The organism is Azospirillum sp. UENF 112521 (assembly GCF_058780665.1).
This window is the reverse complement of sequence record NZ_JBSNCI010000002.1, coordinates 77,577-94,763: the sequence shown is the minus strand read 5'-3', so window position 1 is coordinate 94,763 and position 17,187 is coordinate 77,577. Positions and strand designations below refer to the sequence as shown.

The following is a 17,187-nucleotide window of genomic DNA, read 5'->3' as shown; positions in this document are numbered from 1 at the left end:
GAACCGGAACCAGTGGAAACGGAGGGCTACAGACTGAAGCGGTCACCGAGATAGACCCGGCGAACCCCCTCGTGCGCCACGATCTCGTCGGGCCGTCCCTCCATTAGTACCACACCGTCGTGCAAAATGTATGCCCGATCGACGAGGTCCAATGTTTCACGCACATTGTGGTCGGTGATCAGCACGCCGATGCCGCGGTCGCGCAGGTGGCCGACCAGCTCGCGGATGTCGTTCACCGCGATGGGGTCGATGCCGGCCAGCGGCTCGTCCAGCAGGATGAAGTGCGGCTGCCCGGCCAGCGCGCGGGCGATCTCCACGCGCCGCCGCTCGCCGCCCGACAGCGCCAGGGCGGGGGAGCGGCGCAGATGCGTGACCGAGAACTCGGCCAGCAGCTCGTCCAGCATCGCCTCGCGCGCGTCGCGGTCGCTCTCGACCACCTCCAGCACGGAGCGGATGTTGTTCTCCACCGTCATGCCGCGGAAGATCGAGGCCTCCTGCGGCAGATAGCCGATGCCGAGCCGGGCGCGGCGGTACATCGGCAGCGCGGTGATGTCCTGGCCGTCCAGCGTGATCGTGCCGGAGTCGGCGGCGATCAGCCCGGTGATCATGTAGAAGCAGGTGGTCTTGCCGGCGCCGTTGGGGCCGAGCAGCCCGACCGCCTCGCCGCGCTGGACGCTGATCGAGACGTCGCGCACCACCGGCCGCTTCTTGAACGACTTGCCAAGATGCTGGGCCACCAGCCCTTCGGTCGGGACGGATGCTGCGGCGATGCTGCCGGCAGAAGCGGCGCCGGGCCCGTTCGCGGTCAGCACGGTCACTGCTTCTTGCCCGCGGGCGCGCCGGGCCCGTTCTTCTCGCCGGGAATCAGCAGGCCGCTGACCCGGCCGCCGGCGTCGCGGCCGGCGATGACGCGGTTGATCTTGGTGTTCATGTTCATCTCGGCGGCTTCGCCGTTCAGCTGGTTGTCGCCGCGGGTGATCTTCACGTTGCCGATCAGCACCGCGACATTGTCGGCGACCGAATAGACCAGCTTGTCGGACAGCGCCACGTCGGTGGGGGTGGTGACGACGATGTTGCCGGACCCGTCGATCCGCTCCATCTGGGTGGTGCCGTCCGGCATCTTCTTCAGCCGGCCGATCAGCACGTCGGCGCGCAGCCGGTCGTTGCCGCGCACCGCCACCGCGTCGCCGCGCGCCACGGTCAGGTCCTGCGCCTCGTAATATTCCAGGCTGTCGCGGGCGGTGACCACGTCCTTGGTGGTGATCAGCCTCAGATCCCGGCCGGTGACGACGGCGACCTGCTTGTCGACGTCATAGACGCCGTGGTCGCCATAGACCTGCTGGGTCGGGCTGACGATGCGGACGTTGCCGTCGGCCACCAGCTGGAACACCTCGTTCCCCTTGCCCGGGGTCTCGCGGTAATAGGCGGTCAGCACGTCGGCGAAGACGGTCGAGTCGTTGCGCTTGGCCGACGCGTTGCCGCGCGCCACATAGGCGCGGACGTCCTGGTGCCATTCGATCGCCTGGTCGGCGTTGATCTCCACCGGCTGCTTGCCGCCCATGCCGGGCAGGCCCTGGGCGAAGGCCGGAGCGGAGATCGGAGATGCGAAAGCGAAAAACCCGCCGGCCAGGATGGCCGACAGGGTCAGGGCGGTACAAAAGGGGGCGGTACGGAGTGTTGGGGGACGGATTGGCGACCGTTTGGACGTCACGGCTTCTTGCTCCCGGGGCGCTCGGCGGCCTGGACCTCGGCCTTCGACTGGTTGAGGAAGACGACATTCTTGCCGCGGTCCGTCATGCGGAAGCCGATGGCGTTGATCTCGCCCTGCGGACCCTGGCCGGTCACCGCCTTGTCGCCCCAGGCGTTGCCCTTGCGGATGTCGGCCTCGGCCTCGCTGGTGGTGAACTCGTTGCCGTCGTCGCGCAGCACATGGACGTTGCCGCGCATCAGCAGGATGCCGGTGGCCTGGTTGTACCAGCCCTTGTCGGACCGCATGGTCACCCAGGTGCCGGTGGTCTCCGTCATCTCCGCCTGCGGGTCGTCCAGCAGGACGATGTCGGGCTGGTCGGCCGACTTGTCGGCCTTGGCCGCCACCAGCGAGAAGGGCTGGTTGTGCTCGTCCAGGCTGAAATAGCGCGGCTTCAGCATCTCGCTCTGCCCGGCGTCGGCGCTGACGCGGGCGCTCTGCGGGCTGTTCAGCGACGGCCAGGCGGCCAGCAGGGCCACCATCGCCAGCGCCGCCGCCGGCAGCACGAACTTCATTGCGGAAACGAAACGGCTGTAGACCCGGCTGACCGGACGGGTGTCGCGCCGCCGGTGCGCCCGCAGCGCCGCCGGCGGTTCGGCGGCGGCCGACAGGCGGCGGTCCGGCGCGCGAAGGTTCGGCGCACCGGCAGCGGACAGGCCGCCGATGGAGCCTTGCCCGCTGCTCGGGGCGGCGGGGGCGGTGCGATCAGGGCTGCGCAGGTCGTCCAGGCTCAAATCCTCGTCCCTCCGGCTCGGCGCTTCGCTTCCATCATGGACAGAACAATCGTCAGGCCGCACCGGCGCGCAGGACATCGTGGATGTGCACGATGCCGAGCGGCCGGTCGGCCTCGATCACGAACAGGGTGGTGATCTTCTTGTCGTTCATCTCGCGCAGCGCTTCGACGATCAACGCCTTGGGGCGGATGGTCTTGGGCCGCGGCGACATGATGCTGTCCGCGCGTTCCGCCAGAAGCTCCGGCGTCAGATGACGGCGCAGGTCGCCGTCGGTGATGATCCCGACCAGCGCGCCGGCATCGTCGGTCACCCCGACGCAGCCCAGCCGCTTGGCCGTCATCTCGAAGATGACGTCGGACAGCGGCGAGTCAAGACGGCACAGGGGCAAATCCTCGCCCTTGTGCATGATGTCGGTGACTTTCAGCAATGCGCGGCCCAACTGGCCGCCGGGGTGGAACTCGCGGAAATCGGCGGCGGAGAAGCCGCGCCGTTCCAGCAGGGCCACCGCCAGCGCATCGCCCAGCGCCAGCATCATGGTGGTGGAGGTGGTGGGCGCCAGCCCCAGCGGGCAGGCTTCCGGTTCCGGCGGGATGACCAGCGCCACGTCGGACTGTTCGGCCAGGGCGGAGGCGGCGCGCCGCGTCATGCCGATCAGCGGAATGCCGAAGCGGCGGGTGTAGGCGATGATGTCCGCCAGCTCGTGCGTCTCGCCGGAATTGGACAGCGCCACCACCGCGTCGATCTTCGCGATCATGCCGAGGTCGCCGTGGCTCGCCTCGCCCGGATGGACGAAGAAGGCCGGCGTGCCGGTGGAGGCCATGGTGGCGGCGATCTTGCGGGCGACATGGCCCGACTTGCCCATGCCGGTGACGATCACGCGGCCTTCGATGCCCTGCAGGATGTCGAGCGCCCGCAGGAACTTGCCGTCGAGGCTGTCGGCCAGCGCCAGCAGCGCATCGGCCTCGGTCCGCAGAACGCGGGTGGCGCAGGCGAGATCGCGGTTTTCCACCGGGCTCGACTCCGTCGAAACGGCCTGGCTGCCGGCGAGGCTGGACGTAATGACACTGGTCAAGGCTGTGATGCCTTCCATTCGCAAGGCCCGGCGATGGGCCGTTCACAAAGACGGCGCCTGCCCGGAGGACTCCCGGACAGGCGCATCAGGCAGTATGCCCACCGGCGGACGCCGGGTCAAATCAACGCCCGGTCAGCCCCCTCTCCTCCCCGCTTTCGCGCAAACGAAGTTTGCGCTGTCGCGACAGGCGGACCGAAGGTCCGCTGAGAGCGGGGAGAGGGATTCCTCCCGCCATTTGAAGCACCAAAGACGCCCGCTGTCAGTGCGCCAGAATGTCCGGGGTTTCCCAGCCGCCGAGGTCCAGCTCGCCGCGGGCGGGCAGGAAGTCGAAGCAGGCCTGGGCCAGGTGGGTGCGGCCCTCGCGCGCCAGCATGACGTCCAGCTTCGCCTTCAGGTCGTGCAGGTGCAGCACGTCCGACGCGGCGTACTTCATCTGGTCGGTGGTCAGCTCGGGCGCCCCCCAGTCGGAGGACTGCTGCTGCTTGGAGATCTCCACGCCCAGCAGGTCCTTGCACAGGTCCTTCAGGCCATGGCGGTCGGTGAAGGTGCGGACCAGCTTGGAGGCCACCTTGGTGCAGTAGACCGGCTGGCAGCTGACGCCCAGATAGGCCTTCATCACCGCCACGTCGAAACGGGCGAAGTGGAACAGCTTGGTCACGGTGGGATCGGTGAGCAGGCGCTTCAGGTTCGGCGCCTCATACTGGCCGGGGCGGAACTGCACCAGATGGATCGCACCGTCGCCGGCCGACAGCTGCACCAGGCAGAGGCGGTCGCGGTGGGGGTTCAGCCCCATGGTCTCGGTGTCGATGGCGACGCAGTTGTCGCGGGCGCCGGCGCCGAGGTCGAGGCCGTCGGGGAGGTCGCCGTCATGAAGGTCGATGGGCATGGTCGCGTCCCGGGGTGGTCAGGCCCCCGGCCATGGACCCTAGAAACGACGAACGCCGCTCTGCACGTCCTCCTTCTCGATCGAAGGAGCTGTGCATGCGGCGCAGCCGGGTAGAAAGAAATGGTGCCCAGGAGAAGACTCGAACTTCCACGACATTTCTGCCACAGGTACCTGAAACCTGCGCGTCTACCAATTCCGCCACCTGGGCTCGGTGCTCGGTGTGTGGGCGGTTGTTTAATGATCCTTCCGGGGGGCGTCAACAGCTTTTTTCCGGCCCCTTCATTTTTTTGCCGCATCGCGGGTTTTCGCCCGCGGAGCACCGGCCGCGGCGATGCAGTCCCTAGATTGGGCGCGGTCCATTCGCTATAAGCAGGACCGCAGTTCCAGCAGTCCTTTATGGCGACACACAGTCGGACGACGCGCGGGGGCGCGCGCAAAAAGCGCGAAGACCCCGGTTTCGGCGCGCAACGGCACGGGAGACGGTCGATGTCCTATCGCACTCAGGTTATCACGGTGTTCGGCGGTTCGGGCTTCATCGGCCGCCACCTGATCCGGCGCCTCGCCAAGTCGGGCGCCGTCATCCGCATCGCCACCCGCAACCCGGGCAAGGCCGGCTTCCTGAAGACGGCCGGCGCCGTCGGCCAGATCGTGCCGTTCGCCACCGACTGCACCGACGACGTGTCGGTCGGCCGCGCGCTGCAGGGGGCGGATGTCGCCATCAACCTGCTGGGCGTGCTGTACGAGCGCGGCAGCCAGAGCTTCCAGGGCGTGCATGTCGACGCCGCGTCGCGCATCGCCCGGCTGGCCGCCGCGGCGGGCGTCAACCGGCTGATCCAGATCTCCGCCATCGGCGCCGACGCCTCCTCGCCGTCGGTCTATGCCCGCTCCAAGGCGGCCGGCGAGCAGGCGGTGCTGTCCGCCTTCCCGGCGGCGACCATCCTGCGCCCCAGCATCGTCTTCGGGCCGGAGGACAATTTCTTCAACAAGTTCGCTGCGATGGCGCAGAAGGCCCCGGTCCTGCCGCTGATCGGCGGCGGCAAGACCCTGTTCCAGCCGGTCTATGTCGGCGACCTGGCCGACGCCGTGATCGCGGCGCTGGACAGCGACGCCAGCCGCGGCAAGACCTACGAGCTGGGCGGTCCGCGCATCTACACCTTCCGCGAACTGCTGGAGCTGACCCAGAAGGACATCCAGCGCCACCGCCCGCTGGTGACCATCCCCTGGAACGCCGCCGAGTCGCTGGCCGGCATCCTGGAGAAGGTGCCGGTGCTGGCCCCGGCCCTGACCCGCGACCAGGTGGCATTGCTGAAGCAGGACAACGTCGTCTCGCCGGGCGCGCTGGGCTTCAAGGATCTGGGCATCACCGAGCTGGCGGCCTGCGAGGTGATCCTGCCGACCTACCTGTCGCGCTTCATCGTCGGCGGCAAGTTCAGCGGCCAGACCAACAGCGCGCACTGACAACGCCTGCCGGGCCAAGGCCCGCCAGCAGGCAGGTTCGCGCCCATGCCTCCCGAAAGCCCCGGCCCTGCGCCGGGGCTTTTCCTTTGCCCGGACCATCGGCCTGCTGCCGCGGGCATGGCACGCCTGCTCCAACGCCGCTTGAATTACCCCGCCGCCGCCGTCATGTGGGCGGTTCAACCAGGGCGGGAACGGTGATGACGGGAGCAGAGGATATCCGGGGCGTGTCGGGCCGGATGGCGGAACAGGCATCGGTCGCGCGCTGGGCGACCGTCGCCGCCTTCTTCCTGAACGGCACCGTCTTCGGCGTGTGGGCGACGCAGATTCCGCTGCTGAAGAACCGGCTCGACCTCAGCCCGGCGGTGCTGGGTGCCGCCCTGCTCTGCCTCGCCGTCGGCGCCCTGACGGCGATGATCGCCAGCGGGCCGCTTCTGGGCCGGCTGGGCAGCGCGCCGGTGACGCGGGTGACCGCCCTGCTGTTCGCCGGGCTGCTTCCCCTGCCCTCGCTGGTGCCGGACGTGACGACGCTGTGCATCGTGCTGGCGCTGTTCGGCGCGTCGGGCGGCACCATGGACGTCGCGATGAACGCCCAGGGCGCGCTGGTGGAACGGCGGATGGGCCGGCCGATCATGTCATCGCTGCACGGAATGTGGAGCCTCGGCGGGCTGGCCGGCGCCGGCCTGGGCGGGCTGCTGTTGCCGCTGATGCCGCCGGCGGCGCAGGCCGGGCTGGTGTCGGCCGGGCTGCTGGCGCTGTTCCTGGCCTTGCAGGGGCGCTTCCTGCCCGACCGCAATTCCGGCGGCGGCGGGCTGGTGCTGCCCGACCGCAAGACCCTGCTGCTTGGCCTGCTCGCCGCGATGGCCTTCATGGGCGAAGGCGCCATCCTGGACTGGAGCGCCATCCACCTGCGCGACGATCTGGGGGCGCCGGCTTCCATCGCCGGCATGGGCTTCGGCGTGTTCTGCGCCGCCATGGCGGCCGGGCGGTTCAGCGGCGACCGGCTTCGCCACCGCTTCGGCGGGGCGACGCTGATGCGTGCCGGCGGCCTGCTGGCCACGGCCGGGCTGGGCTGCGTGCTGGCCGGGGGGATCGTCGGAGGGGGAGCGCCGGTGCTGGCGATGGTCGGTTTCGGACTGACCGGGATCGGCCTGTCGAACATCGTCCCGGTGCTGTTCAGCACCGCGGGGTCGGTGGACAGCGGTCATCCCGACCATGCGGTCGCCGCGGTGTCCACCATGGGCTATGCCGGCGTGCTGGCCGGTCCGCCGCTGGTCGGCTTCATCGCCGAGGCCACCAGCCTCGCCACCGCCTTCGCGATGATCGCGCTGCTGGCGCTGGGCATGGCCGCCGCCGCGGCCCGTGCGGTGCCGCGGCGGGTGGTTTAGCTTTTTTGCCCTCAATCGGCGGGCGCGGCCATCCGGCCGCTTGCCTGCGCAGGCATGGGCCTGCGGGGGCCGCAGTCGCGGCCCTCGTCCTTACAGGTAAAGGAACGCCAGCATGCCGGTGCCGACGGCGATGCGGTACCAGCCGAACGGGGTGAAGCCGTAGCGGCCGACGAAGTCCACCAGCGTCCTCACCACCAATGCTGCGGCAATGAAGGCGGTGACGAAGCCGACCAGGATCAGCAGGCCGCTGTCCAGGCTCATCACCGACCAGTTCTTGTAGAGGTCGTAGACGGTGGCGCCGGCCATGGTCGGCACCGCCAGGAAGAAGGAGAACTCGGCCGCCGCCTTGCGGTCGACGCCCATCAGCAGGGCGCCCAGGATGCTGGCACCCGACCGCGACACGCCCGGCACCAGGGCGAGGCACTGGCAGAAGCCGATCTTCAGCGCCAGCGGGGCGGAGAAATTCTCGATCTTGTGGTAGCGGGCGACCGGGATCAGCCGCTCCACCAGCAGGATGGCGATGCCGCCGACGATCAGCGCGATGCTGACCACGGTGGGGTTGAACAGCACCGCCTTGATGACGCCGTGCAGGCCGGCGCCCAGCACCATCGCTGGCAGGAAGGCGATGACCACCGCCATCACGAAGCGCCGGGCGCCGGGATCGTCCTTCAGCCCTGTGGCGACATGCCACAGCCGCTGGAAATAGACCACGCAGATCGCCAGGATGGCGCCGAGCTGGATCACGACTTCGAACACCTTGCCGGGCGGGCCCTCGAAACCCAGCAGTTCGTCCAGCATGATCAGGTGGCCGGTGGAGGAGACGGGGAGGAACTCGGTCAGCCCCTCGATCAGCCCCAGGAGGGTGGCGTCCAGATATTGATCGATCATCATCGCGGCACGCAGCCTTCGGCACGGTGAATGTTGCAGCGCTTATAGCAGGCGGCGGCGGCGGTTGGCGATGGCGTGGGGTCGGTACCCCTATTCGGGCGATAGTCCTGAATTGGGACTAATTTTCTGTCGCGTTTTTGTGACACCCCACCGCCACGCCCACGCATTTCAGCCTTGCGGAAGAAAAGGTCAACAAACCGGACCTATCGGTGTTTTTGTGCTTCCGCGGGGTGGGCGCATGCGTTATATGACGAGCGTCCGCCACTTCGCGGACGTTCGATTTCAACCCATCCGGTCGGTGTAGGCCACAGCCGCAGCCCCCGGTCAGGCCCAGCAAGGCGATGCCCCCGCGACAGCGGGCGGGGCCGCGAAGCAAGGAGCAGACGTCATGGCGAACCAGAAAATGTTGGGCTTCGTGCACACCGCGCAGAAGATGCCCGACAAGCGGTCTGCCGCCGACCGCCGCCAGGACTTCGCCGAGATCTATGCCCGCTTCAGCAACGAGCGCGCCGGCGAGCAGGCCAACCGCTGCTCGCAGTGCGGCGTTCCCTTCTGCCAGGTGCACTGCCCGGTCTCCAACAACATCCCCGACTGGCTGAAGCTGACCGCCGAGGGCCGTCTGGAGGAGGCCTACGAGGTCTCCCAGGCCACCAACAACTTCCCCGAAATCTGCGGCCGCATCTGCCCGCAGGACCGGCTGTGCGAGGGCAACTGCGTCATCGAGCAGTCGACCCACGGCGCCGTCACCATCGGCTCGGTCGAGAAGTACATCAACGATACCGCCTGGGAAAACGGCTGGGTCAAGCCGCGCAAGCCGGCCCGCGAGCTGGGCCTGTCGGTCGGCGTGGTCGGCGCCGGCCCGGCCGGTCTCGCCGCCGCCGAGGAGCTGCGCGCCAAGGGCTACGAGGTCCATGTCTACGACCGCTACGACCGCATGGGCGGCCTGCTGGTCTACGGCATCCCCGGCTTCAAGCTGGAGAAGGACGTCGTCGCCCGCCGGGTCCAGCGTCTGGCCGATGCCGGCGTCATCTTCCATTCCAATTTCGAGGTCGGCCGCGACGCCACCCTGGCCGAGCTGCGCGAGCGCCACGTCACCATCCTGATCGCCACCGGCGTCTACAAGGCCCGCGACATCAAGGCCCCCGGCTCGGGGCTGAAGAACATCGTCCCGGCGCTGGAATACCTGACCACCTCGAACAAGGTCGGTCTCGGGGATTCCATGGAGGCCTATGAGGACGGCTCGCTGAACGCCGCCGGCAAGAAGGTGGTGGTTCTCGGCGGCGGCGACACCGCGATGGACTGCGTCCGCACGGCGATCCGCCAGGGTGCGACCTCGGTCAAGTGCCTGTACCGCCGCGACCGCAAGAACATGCCGGGCTCGCAGCGCGAGGTGGCGCATGCCGAGGAAGAAGGCGTCGAGTTCGTCTGGCAGGCCGCACCCGAGGCCTTCACCGGCACCGATGTCGTCACCGGTGTGCGCGCCGTGCGCATCCATCTGGGTGTCGCCGACGCCACCGGCCGCCAGACCCCGCAGGTGATCGAGGGCTCCGACTTCACCGAGCCGGCCGACCTCGTCATCAAGGCGCTCGGCTTCGAGCCGGAGGATCTGCCGGGCATGTTCGGCTCGCCGGACCTGACCGTCACCCGCTGGGGCACGCTGCTGGTCGACCACCGCACCAAGATGACCAGCCTGGACGGCGTCTTCGCCGCCGGCGACATCGTCCGCGGCGCCTCGCTGGTGGTGTGGGCCATCCGCGACGGCCGCGACGCCGCCGACGCCATGCACGCCTACGCCCAGACCGTCGGCGCGCCCAAGCTGGCCGTCGCGGCCGAGTAAGGCGCTCCGTCTTTCCGCTATCAGAACACCGTCTACCCCAGGGGGCCTTCCCTTCGGCCCCCCAGGTCAACGTCCAGACTGTGAAAGGGTCGTTCCATGACCACCGAGATGAACCAGGGTGAGCAGTTCGTCGCCGATTTCCGCGCCAACGCCGCGGCGCTGACCACTGCCCACGCCTACAATCCGGCCGACGAGCACGACGCCTGCGGCGTCGGCTTCATCGCCGCGATCGACGGCAAGCCCCGCCGCTCGGTGGTCGAAAAAGGCATCGAAGCCCTGAAGGCGGTCTGGCACCGCGGCGCGGTCGATGCCGACGGCAAGACCGGCGACGGCGCCGGCATCCATGTCCAGGTGCCGCAGAAGTTCTTCAAGGACCACGTCAAGATCATCGGCCACCTGCCGCCGGAGAACAATCTGGCGGTCGGCCAGGTCTTCCTGCCGCGCATCAGCCTGGACGCCCAAGAAGCCTGCCGCTGCATCGTCGAGACCGAGATCCTGGCCTTCGGCTACTACATCTACGGCTGGCGCCAGGTGCCGATCAACGTCGACATCATCGGCGAAAAGGCCAACGCCACCCGGCCCGAGATCGAACAGATCATCATCGGCAACGCCAAGGGCGTGTCGGACGAGCAGTTCGAGCTCGACCTCTACATCATCCGCCGCCGGATCGAGAAGGCGGTGCAGAACGAGCGCATCAACGACTTCTACATCTGCTCGCTGTCGGCGCGCTCGATCATCTACAAGGGCATGTTCCTGGCCGAACAGCTGTCCACCTTCTATCCGGACCTGACCGACGACCGCTTCGAGTCGTCCTTCGCCATCTACCACCAGCGCTATTCGACCAACACCTTCCCGACCTGGCCGCTGGCGCAGCCCTTCCGCATGCTCGCCCACAACGGCGAGATCAACACGCTGAAGGGCAACGTCAACTGGATGAAGGCGCACGAGACCCGGATGGAGCATCCGGTGTTCGGCGCCAACATGGGCGACCTGAAGCCGGTCATCGGCGTCGGCCTGTCCGACTCCGGCGCGCTCGACAGCGTGTTCGAGGTGATGGTCCGCGCCGGCCGCAGCGCGCCGATGGTCAAGATGATGCTGGTGCCGCAGGCGCTGACCAGCTCGCAGACCACGCCGGACAACCACAAGGCCCTGATCGCCTACTGCAACTCCGTCATGGAGCCGTGGGACGGCCCGGCAGCACTCGCCATGACCGACGGCCGCTGGGTCGTCGGCGGCATGGACCGCAACGGCCTGCGCCCGATGCGCTACACCATCACCACCGACGGCCTGATCATCGGCGGCTCCGAGACCGGCATGGTCAAGATCGAGGAGAACCAGGTGGTCGAGAAGGGCCGCCTCGGGCCTGGCGAGATGATCGCCGTCGATCTGCAGGCCGGCAAGCTGTTCAACGACCGTGAGCTGAAGGACCATCTGGCCAGCCAGAAGCCCTGGGGCCAGTGGGTCAAGAACACCACCCATCTGGACGAGCTGGTGAAGACCGCCGCGCTGAAGGGCGAGCCGTCGGAGATGGAGAAGGACGAGCTGCGCCGTCGCCAGATGGCCTTCGGCCTCGCCATGGAAGACATGGAGCTGATCCTCCACCCGATGGCGGAGGACGGCAAGGAGGCCGTCGGCTCGATGGGCGACGACAGCCCCATCGCCGTGCTCTCCGACAAGTACCGCGGCCTGCACCATTTCTTCCGCCAGAACTTCTCCCAGGTCACCAATCCGCCCATCGACTCGCTTCGCGAGCGCCGGGTGATGAGCCTGAAGACGCGTCTGGGCAATCTCGGCAACATCCTGGACGAGGATGAGAGCCAGACCCGGTTGCTGCAACTCGACAGCCCGGTGCTGACCACCGCCGAATTCCACGCCATGCGGGACTATATGGCCGACACCGCGGCGGTGATCGACGCCACTTTCCCGGTCGACGGCGGCCCCGACGCGCTGCGCGACGCGCTGCGCCGCATCCGCCAGGAGGCGGAGGACGCCGTCCGCGGCGGCGCCAACCACGTCACCCTGACCGACGAGGCGATGGGCCCGGCCCGCGCCGCCATCCCGGCGATCCTGGCGACCGGTGCGGTCCACACCCACCTGATCCGCTCCAACCTGCGCACCTTCACCTCGCTGAACCTGCGCACGGCGGAGTGCCTGGACACCCATTACTTCGCGGTGCTGATCGGCGTCGGCGCCACCACCGTCAACGCCTATCTGGCGCAGGAAGCGGTGGCCGAGCGCCAGCGCCGCGGCCTGCTCGGCTCGCTGTCGCTGGAAAAGGCGATGACGAACTACAAGAAGGCCATCGACGACGGCCTGCTGAAGATCATGTCCAAGATGGGCATCTCGGTCATCAGCAGCTACCGCGGCGGCGGCAACTTCGAGGCCATCGGCCTCAGCCGCGCCCTGGTCGCCGAGCATTTCCCGGCGATGGTCAGCCGCATCTCCGGCATCGGCCTGAACGGCATCCAGAAGAAGGTCCTGGAGCAGCACGCGCTGGCCTATGCCGGCGAGGCGCTGCCCCTGCCGGTCGGCGGCTTCTACCGCTTCCGCAAGTCGGGCGACCGCCATGGCTGGGAGGGTGGGATCATCCACACCCTGCAGCAGGCCGTCACCAACGACAGCTACACCACCTTCAAGAAGTATTCCGAGCAGGTGAACAAGCGGCCGCCGATGCAGCTGCGCGACCTCTTGGAGTTCCGCACCACCAAGGCCGCCGTTCCGGTGGACGAGGTGGAGAGCATCACCTCGATCCGCAAGCGCTTCATCACGCCCGGCATGTCGATGGGAGCATTGTCGCCCGAGGCGCACGGCACGCTGAACGTCGCGATGAACCGCATCGGCGCCAAGTCCGACTCGGGCGAGGGCGGCGAGGATCCGGCGCGCTTCCGTCCCGACAAGAACGGCGACAACTGGAACTCCGCCATCAAGCAGGTGGCGTCGGGCCGCTTCGGCGTCACCGCCGAGTACCTGAACCAGTGCCGCGAGCTGGAGATCAAGGTCGCCCAGGGCGCCAAGCCCGGCGAGGGCGGCCAGCTGCCCGGCTTCAAGGTGACGGAGATGATCGCGCGGCTGCGTCACTCGACGCCGGGCGTCATGCTGATCAGCCCGCCGCCGCACCACGACATCTACTCGATCGAAGATCTGGCGCAGCTCATCTATGACCTGAAGCAGATCAACCCGGACGCCAAGGTCACGGTGAAGCTGGTCAGCCGGTCGGGCATCGGCACCATCGCCGCCGGCGTGGCGAAGGCCAACGCCGACATCATCCTGATCTCCGGCAACTCCGGCGGCACCGGCGCGTCCCCTCAGACCTCGATCAAGTTCGCCGGCCTGCCCTGGGAGATGGGCCTGTCGGAGGTCCATCAGGTCCTGACGCTGAACAAGCTGCGCCACCGCGTGCGGCTGCGCACCGACGGCGGCCTGAAGACCGGCCGCGACATCGTCATCGCCGCCATGCTGGGCGCGGAAGAGTTCGGCATCGGCACCGCCAGCCTGATCGCCATGGGCTGCATCATGGTCCGGCAGTGCCATTCCAACACCTGCCCGGTCGGCGTCTGCGTCCAGGACGAGAAGCTGCGCGAGAAGTTCGTCGGCTCGCCGGAGAAGGTCGTCAACCTCTTCACCTTCCTGGCCGAAGAGGTCCGCGAGATCCTGGCCAAGCTGGGCTTCCGCTCGCTGACCGAGGTGATCGGCCGCACCGACCTGCTGCATCAGGTCAGCCGCGGCGGCGCCCATCTCGACGACCTCGACCTCAACCCGCTGCTGGCCCAGGTCGATCCCGGCGAGAACGCGCGCTACTGCACGCTGCAGGGCCGCAACGAGGTGCCGGACACGCTGGACGCCCGCATCGTCGCCGATGCCCGCCCGCTGTTCGAGGAAGGCGAGAAGATGCAGCTCGCCTACAACGCCCGCAACACGCAGCGCGCCATCGGCACGCGGCTGTCCTCGATGGTGACGCGGAAGTTCGGCATGTTCGGGCTCCAGCCCGGCCACATCACCGTCCGTCTGCGCGGCACCGCCGGCCAGTCGCTGGGCGCCTTCGCGGTCCAGGGCATCAAGCTGGAGGTGATGGGCGACGCCAACGACTATGTCGGCAAGGGCCTGTCGGGCGGCACCATCGTCGTCCGTCCGGCGACCAGCAGCCCGCTGGAGTCGAACCGCAACACCATCATCGGCAACACGGTGCTGTACGGCGCCACCGCCGGCAAGCTGTTCGCCGCCGGCCAGGCCGGCGAGCGGTTCGCGGTGCGCAACTCCGGCGCCACCGTGGTGGTGGAGGGCTGCGGCTCCAACGGCTGCGAGTACATGACCGGCGGTACGGCGGTCATCCTGGGCAAGGTCGGCGACAATTTCGGCGCCGGCATGACCGGGGGCATGGCCTACATCTACGATCCGGAGGACTCGCTGCCGCTCTTCATCAACGAAGAGAGCGTCATCTTCCAGCGGGTCGAGGTGGCCCATTACGAGGCCCAGCTGCGCGCCCTGATCGAGGAGCATGTCGCCGAGACGCAGAGCCGTTTCGCCGCCGAGATCCTCAACGACTGGCAGCGTGAACTCGGCCACTTCTGGCAGGTGGTCCCGAAGGAGATGCTGCACCGTCTGGCCGTGCCGGTGACCCTGCCGCGCGCCATCCCGGCGGAGTGACCGACGGCCGAACCTCCGCCCCGCCCTCACCGGCGGGGCGGCGGGCGGATAGGAGAACGGCGCGCCATCCGGCAGGACGGCGCGCCGTTTTCCGTTTCCGCGGGGCGAGGCCTGGCTAAAGGCCCCGCTCCATCACGATGCTGTCGAAGCGGTTGCCGGGCGGGAACTCCATCGAATTCCGGCCGGTCGCCACGAAGCCGGCGGAGGCATAGAACTCCTCCGCCACCAGGCTGGCGTAGCACAGCATCCGCGATGCACCAGCATCGGCGGCATCGGCGAAGCAGCGGTCGAGCAGCGCCCGTCCGACGCCGCGGCGCAGCCAGCCGGGATGGGTGGCGAAGTGCCGGACATGGGCCAGCCCGGCTTGCTGCGGACGCACCGGCTCACCCGGCCAGTCGAAGCTCCAGCCGCCGGAGCCCACCGGCGTGCCATCCGCGGCCTCCGCCAGATAATAGGTGCCGGCGCCCAGCAGCGCCGGATTCGACCGGGTGATGATGGGCAGCACCCGGTCCATGACCTCGGGCGGATAGCCGGCCGGCATCAGGGCCGGGTAGGAGGCCGACAGCACCCGGTCCACCGCCGCGGCATCCTCCGGCCAGGCGGTGCGGACGGTAAAGCTCACGGTTCAAATTCCCACGGCTCATCCTTGGCCGCCGCGGTCCAGTCCCGCATCGCCGGCAGCGCCAGCACGGCGTCCATATAGGCGCGCGACACCGGCGAAACCGCGACGCCATAGGTCTCCAGCCGCGTCACCACCGGGGCGAACATGGCGTCGGCGATGGTGAAGGCGCCGAACAGGAAGGGACCGCCGGCCGGGACGCCGAAGCGGGTGCGGGCATCGGCCCACAGCGCCTCGATCCGGGCGATGTCGGCGGCGGTCGCCTCGGTCATGCCCTGGCCCTTGCGGTCGCGCTTGAGGTCCATCGGCATGGTGGTGCGCAGCGAAACGAAGCTGGAATGCATCTCCGCCGCCACCGAGCGCGCCACCGCCCGCGCCGCCCGGTCCGCCGGCCACAGCCCGGCCTCCGGCGCCAGTTCCGCCACATACTCGCAGATCGCCAGCGAATCCCAGACGGTCAGCCCGTCATGGATCAGGGCGGGCACACGGCCCGACGGCGAATGCTCGGCGATGCGCGCGGCGCTGTCCGGCTGGCGAAGGACGATCGGGGTCTCGGCGAAGGCGATCCCGGCCTGCTTGAGGACCAGCCATGGACGCAGCGACCAGGACGAATAGGCCTTGTTCCCAATCACCAGGGTCGGGTCGGACATCGGACGGCACCTTTCGCGCGAAGGAATAGGATGGGAACGGTTGGAGCGACGGATTGCGCCTTCGCGCAACCGCTCCCCCTTCTTACGCCGGCACGAGGTCCTGGGGAACCCGCGGCGCGTGCGCGACACGGTTGCGGCCGTCGCGCTTGGCCTCGTAGAGCGCCATGTCAGCGGCATGGACGAGGTCGGGCCAGTTCTCCCCCAGCCGGACGACCTGGGCGACGCCGATGCTGGCCGTCACCCCCAGCGGGTTTCCCTGAAGCTGGAACGGGATCGCCTGGATCGCCTCGCGGATCCGCTCGGCGACCGGCAGCGCGTCCGATGTCCGCAATTCCGGCAGGAACAGCAGAAATTCCTCCCCGCCCATCCGCGCCAGCACATCGTCGGAACGCTTCAGGTTGCGCAGCGTCGCCGCCACCGCGACCAGTACGGTGTCGCCGGCGGCATGGCCGAACCGGTCGTTGATCCGCTTGAAATGGTCGAGGTCGATGCAGAAGACGGTGTCGCCGGGACGCAGATGGCCGGGCAGCATCCGTTCCAGCCAGCGCCGGTTGCCGATGCCGGTCAGGCTGTCCAGCTCCGCCATCAGGCTCAGCTTGCGCTCCGCCCGGTCGGTGGCGACGCTGTAGATCAGGATCGAGACGGCGAAATTGCCCAGGATCTGGATGAAGAACTCCCAGGCCAGCCAGGGCACGAAATCCGCGACGAACAGGATGACCACAGCACCGAGCAGGAACGACGCCCCGCTGAGCGCCAGCACCGCCGCCAGCGGCCGGCAGGACGGCAACTGCTCGACCCGCCGGAGCCGGGTCACGATCCGCGCCGCCAGCATCAGGCAAAGCGCCGCATTCAGATGAAAAAAGGCGGCGCGGAGCTGGTTGTCCAGGTGGAAACCGGTCGCCCAAGCGGCGATCAGGACCGAAAGCGGATAGAGCGCCAGCAGGCGCCACCCCCGCGGCAGGCGCCCGGACCGCAGGCGTTCGATCCCCAGCGCCAGCAGCCCATGCCCGACCACGCCGAGCAGCAGGCTGCCCAGGGTCCAGACGAACTTCGGCAGCATGGCCTGCTCGCCGAATCCGGCCAGGGCGCCGCCGGTCCCCACCAGGGAAAACGCCGCCGCCAGCGTGCCGAATCCCGATGCGGGGACGTTTCGCAACCGCGCGAGCAGAAAGACGGCCGCCCCCACCAGAAGTGATGACTGGTACAGAAACAGCACTGTGGCGATGTCGAGCACAATCATGGACGGCAACGCCGGTTGATGATCACA

Annotated in this window: 13 protein-coding genes and 1 tRNA gene; 4 read left to right on the top strand and 10 right to left on the bottom strand. The window is 68.5% G+C overall.

Annotated elements, in window-relative coordinates; all coding sequences use genetic code 11:
* Window positions 1–26 precede the first annotated feature (26 nt).
* From lptB to ACWPN8_RS02595, 6 genes are all read right to left on the bottom strand, one after another.
* A complete protein-coding gene (lptB, locus tag ACWPN8_RS02620; protein WP_109095958.1) occupies window positions 27–818 on the bottom strand; it encodes an LPS export ABC transporter ATP-binding protein in 792 nt (263 codons plus the stop codon).
* Window positions 815–1,711: an LptA/OstA family protein gene (locus tag ACWPN8_RS02615; protein ID WP_492239824.1), complete on the bottom strand. Its 897-nt coding sequence runs from the start codon at window positions 1,709–1,711 to the stop codon at window positions 815–817. The genes lptB and ACWPN8_RS02615 overlap by 4 nt, the downstream gene beginning before the upstream one ends.
* A complete protein-coding gene (gene lptC / locus ACWPN8_RS02610) occupies window positions 1,708–2,481 on the bottom strand; it encodes an LPS export ABC transporter periplasmic protein LptC (RefSeq protein ID WP_247872776.1) in 774 nt (257 codons plus the stop codon). Before lptC ends, ACWPN8_RS02615 begins: the two co-directional genes overlap by 4 nt.
* A gap of 52 nt (window positions 2,482–2,533) precedes the next feature.
* Complete coding sequence (locus ACWPN8_RS02605; RefSeq protein ID WP_492239823.1) at window positions 2,534–3,571, bottom strand: KpsF/GutQ family sugar-phosphate isomerase; 1,038 nt, start codon at window positions 3,569–3,571, stop codon at window positions 2,534–2,536.
* A 241-nt stretch (window positions 3,572–3,812) separates the two neighbouring features.
* On the bottom strand, window positions 3,813–4,439 hold the full coding sequence (locus ACWPN8_RS02600; RefSeq protein ID WP_109095959.1) for a ribonuclease D: 627 nt from the start codon (window positions 4,437–4,439) through the stop codon (window positions 3,813–3,815).
* A gap of 121 nt (window positions 4,440–4,560) precedes the next feature.
* Window positions 4,561–4,647: transfer RNA gene (locus ACWPN8_RS02595), tRNA-Leu, on the bottom strand.
* Between the two features lie 278 nt (window positions 4,648–4,925).
* On the opposite strand from ACWPN8_RS02595, the gene ACWPN8_RS02590 reads away from it, so the two are divergent.
* Window positions 4,926–5,897, top strand: coding sequence for a complex I NDUFA9 subunit family protein (locus ACWPN8_RS02590; RefSeq protein ID WP_492239822.1), 972 nt, complete (start codon window positions 4,926–4,928; stop codon window positions 5,895–5,897).
* Window positions 5,898–6,094: 197 nt separating this feature from the next.
* On the top strand, window positions 6,095–7,282 hold the full coding sequence (locus ACWPN8_RS02585) for an MFS transporter (RefSeq protein ID WP_492239821.1): 1,188 nt from the start codon (window positions 6,095–6,097) through the stop codon (window positions 7,280–7,282).
* 90 nt (window positions 7,283–7,372) lie between these two features.
* Here the strand turns inward: ACWPN8_RS02585 and ACWPN8_RS02580 are convergent, their stop codons facing one another.
* A complete protein-coding gene (locus tag ACWPN8_RS02580; RefSeq protein ID WP_109095962.1) occupies window positions 7,373–8,173 on the bottom strand; it encodes an undecaprenyl-diphosphate phosphatase in 801 nt (266 codons plus the stop codon).
* Between the two features lie 385 nt (window positions 8,174–8,558).
* Here ACWPN8_RS02580 and ACWPN8_RS02575 point away from each other — a divergent pair, with 385 nt between their 5' ends.
* Together ACWPN8_RS02575 and gltB are read left to right on the top strand one after the other, a co-directional pair.
* On the top strand, window positions 8,559–10,007 hold the full coding sequence (locus ACWPN8_RS02575) for an NAD(P)-dependent oxidoreductase (protein ID WP_492239820.1): 1,449 nt from the start codon (window positions 8,559–8,561) through the stop codon (window positions 10,005–10,007).
* Between the two features lie 96 nt (window positions 10,008–10,103).
* Window positions 10,104–14,651, top strand: a complete 4,548-nt coding sequence (gltB, locus tag ACWPN8_RS02570; RefSeq protein ID WP_492239819.1) for a glutamate synthase large subunit — start codon at window positions 10,104–10,106, stop codon at window positions 14,649–14,651.
* Window positions 14,652–14,766: 115 nt separating this feature from the next.
* Here gltB and ACWPN8_RS02565 read toward each other — a convergent pair whose 3' ends face one another.
* From ACWPN8_RS02565 to ACWPN8_RS02555, 3 genes are all read right to left on the bottom strand, one after another.
* Complete coding sequence (locus tag ACWPN8_RS02565) at window positions 14,767–15,273, bottom strand: GNAT family N-acetyltransferase (RefSeq protein ID WP_492239818.1); 507 nt, start codon at window positions 15,271–15,273, stop codon at window positions 14,767–14,769.
* The gene (locus ACWPN8_RS02560) at window positions 15,270–15,920 is read right to left on the bottom strand and encodes a glutathione S-transferase family protein (protein ID WP_492239817.1); all 651 of its coding nucleotides are present in this window, start codon (window positions 15,918–15,920) and stop codon (window positions 15,270–15,272) included. Before ACWPN8_RS02560 ends, ACWPN8_RS02565 begins: the two co-directional genes overlap by 4 nt.
* A gap of 82 nt (window positions 15,921–16,002) precedes the next feature.
* Entirely contained in the window at window positions 16,003–17,160 is a 1,158-nt protein-coding gene (locus ACWPN8_RS02555; RefSeq protein ID WP_492239816.1) for a GGDEF domain-containing protein, read from the bottom strand.
* Window positions 17,161–17,187 lie beyond the last annotated feature (27 nt).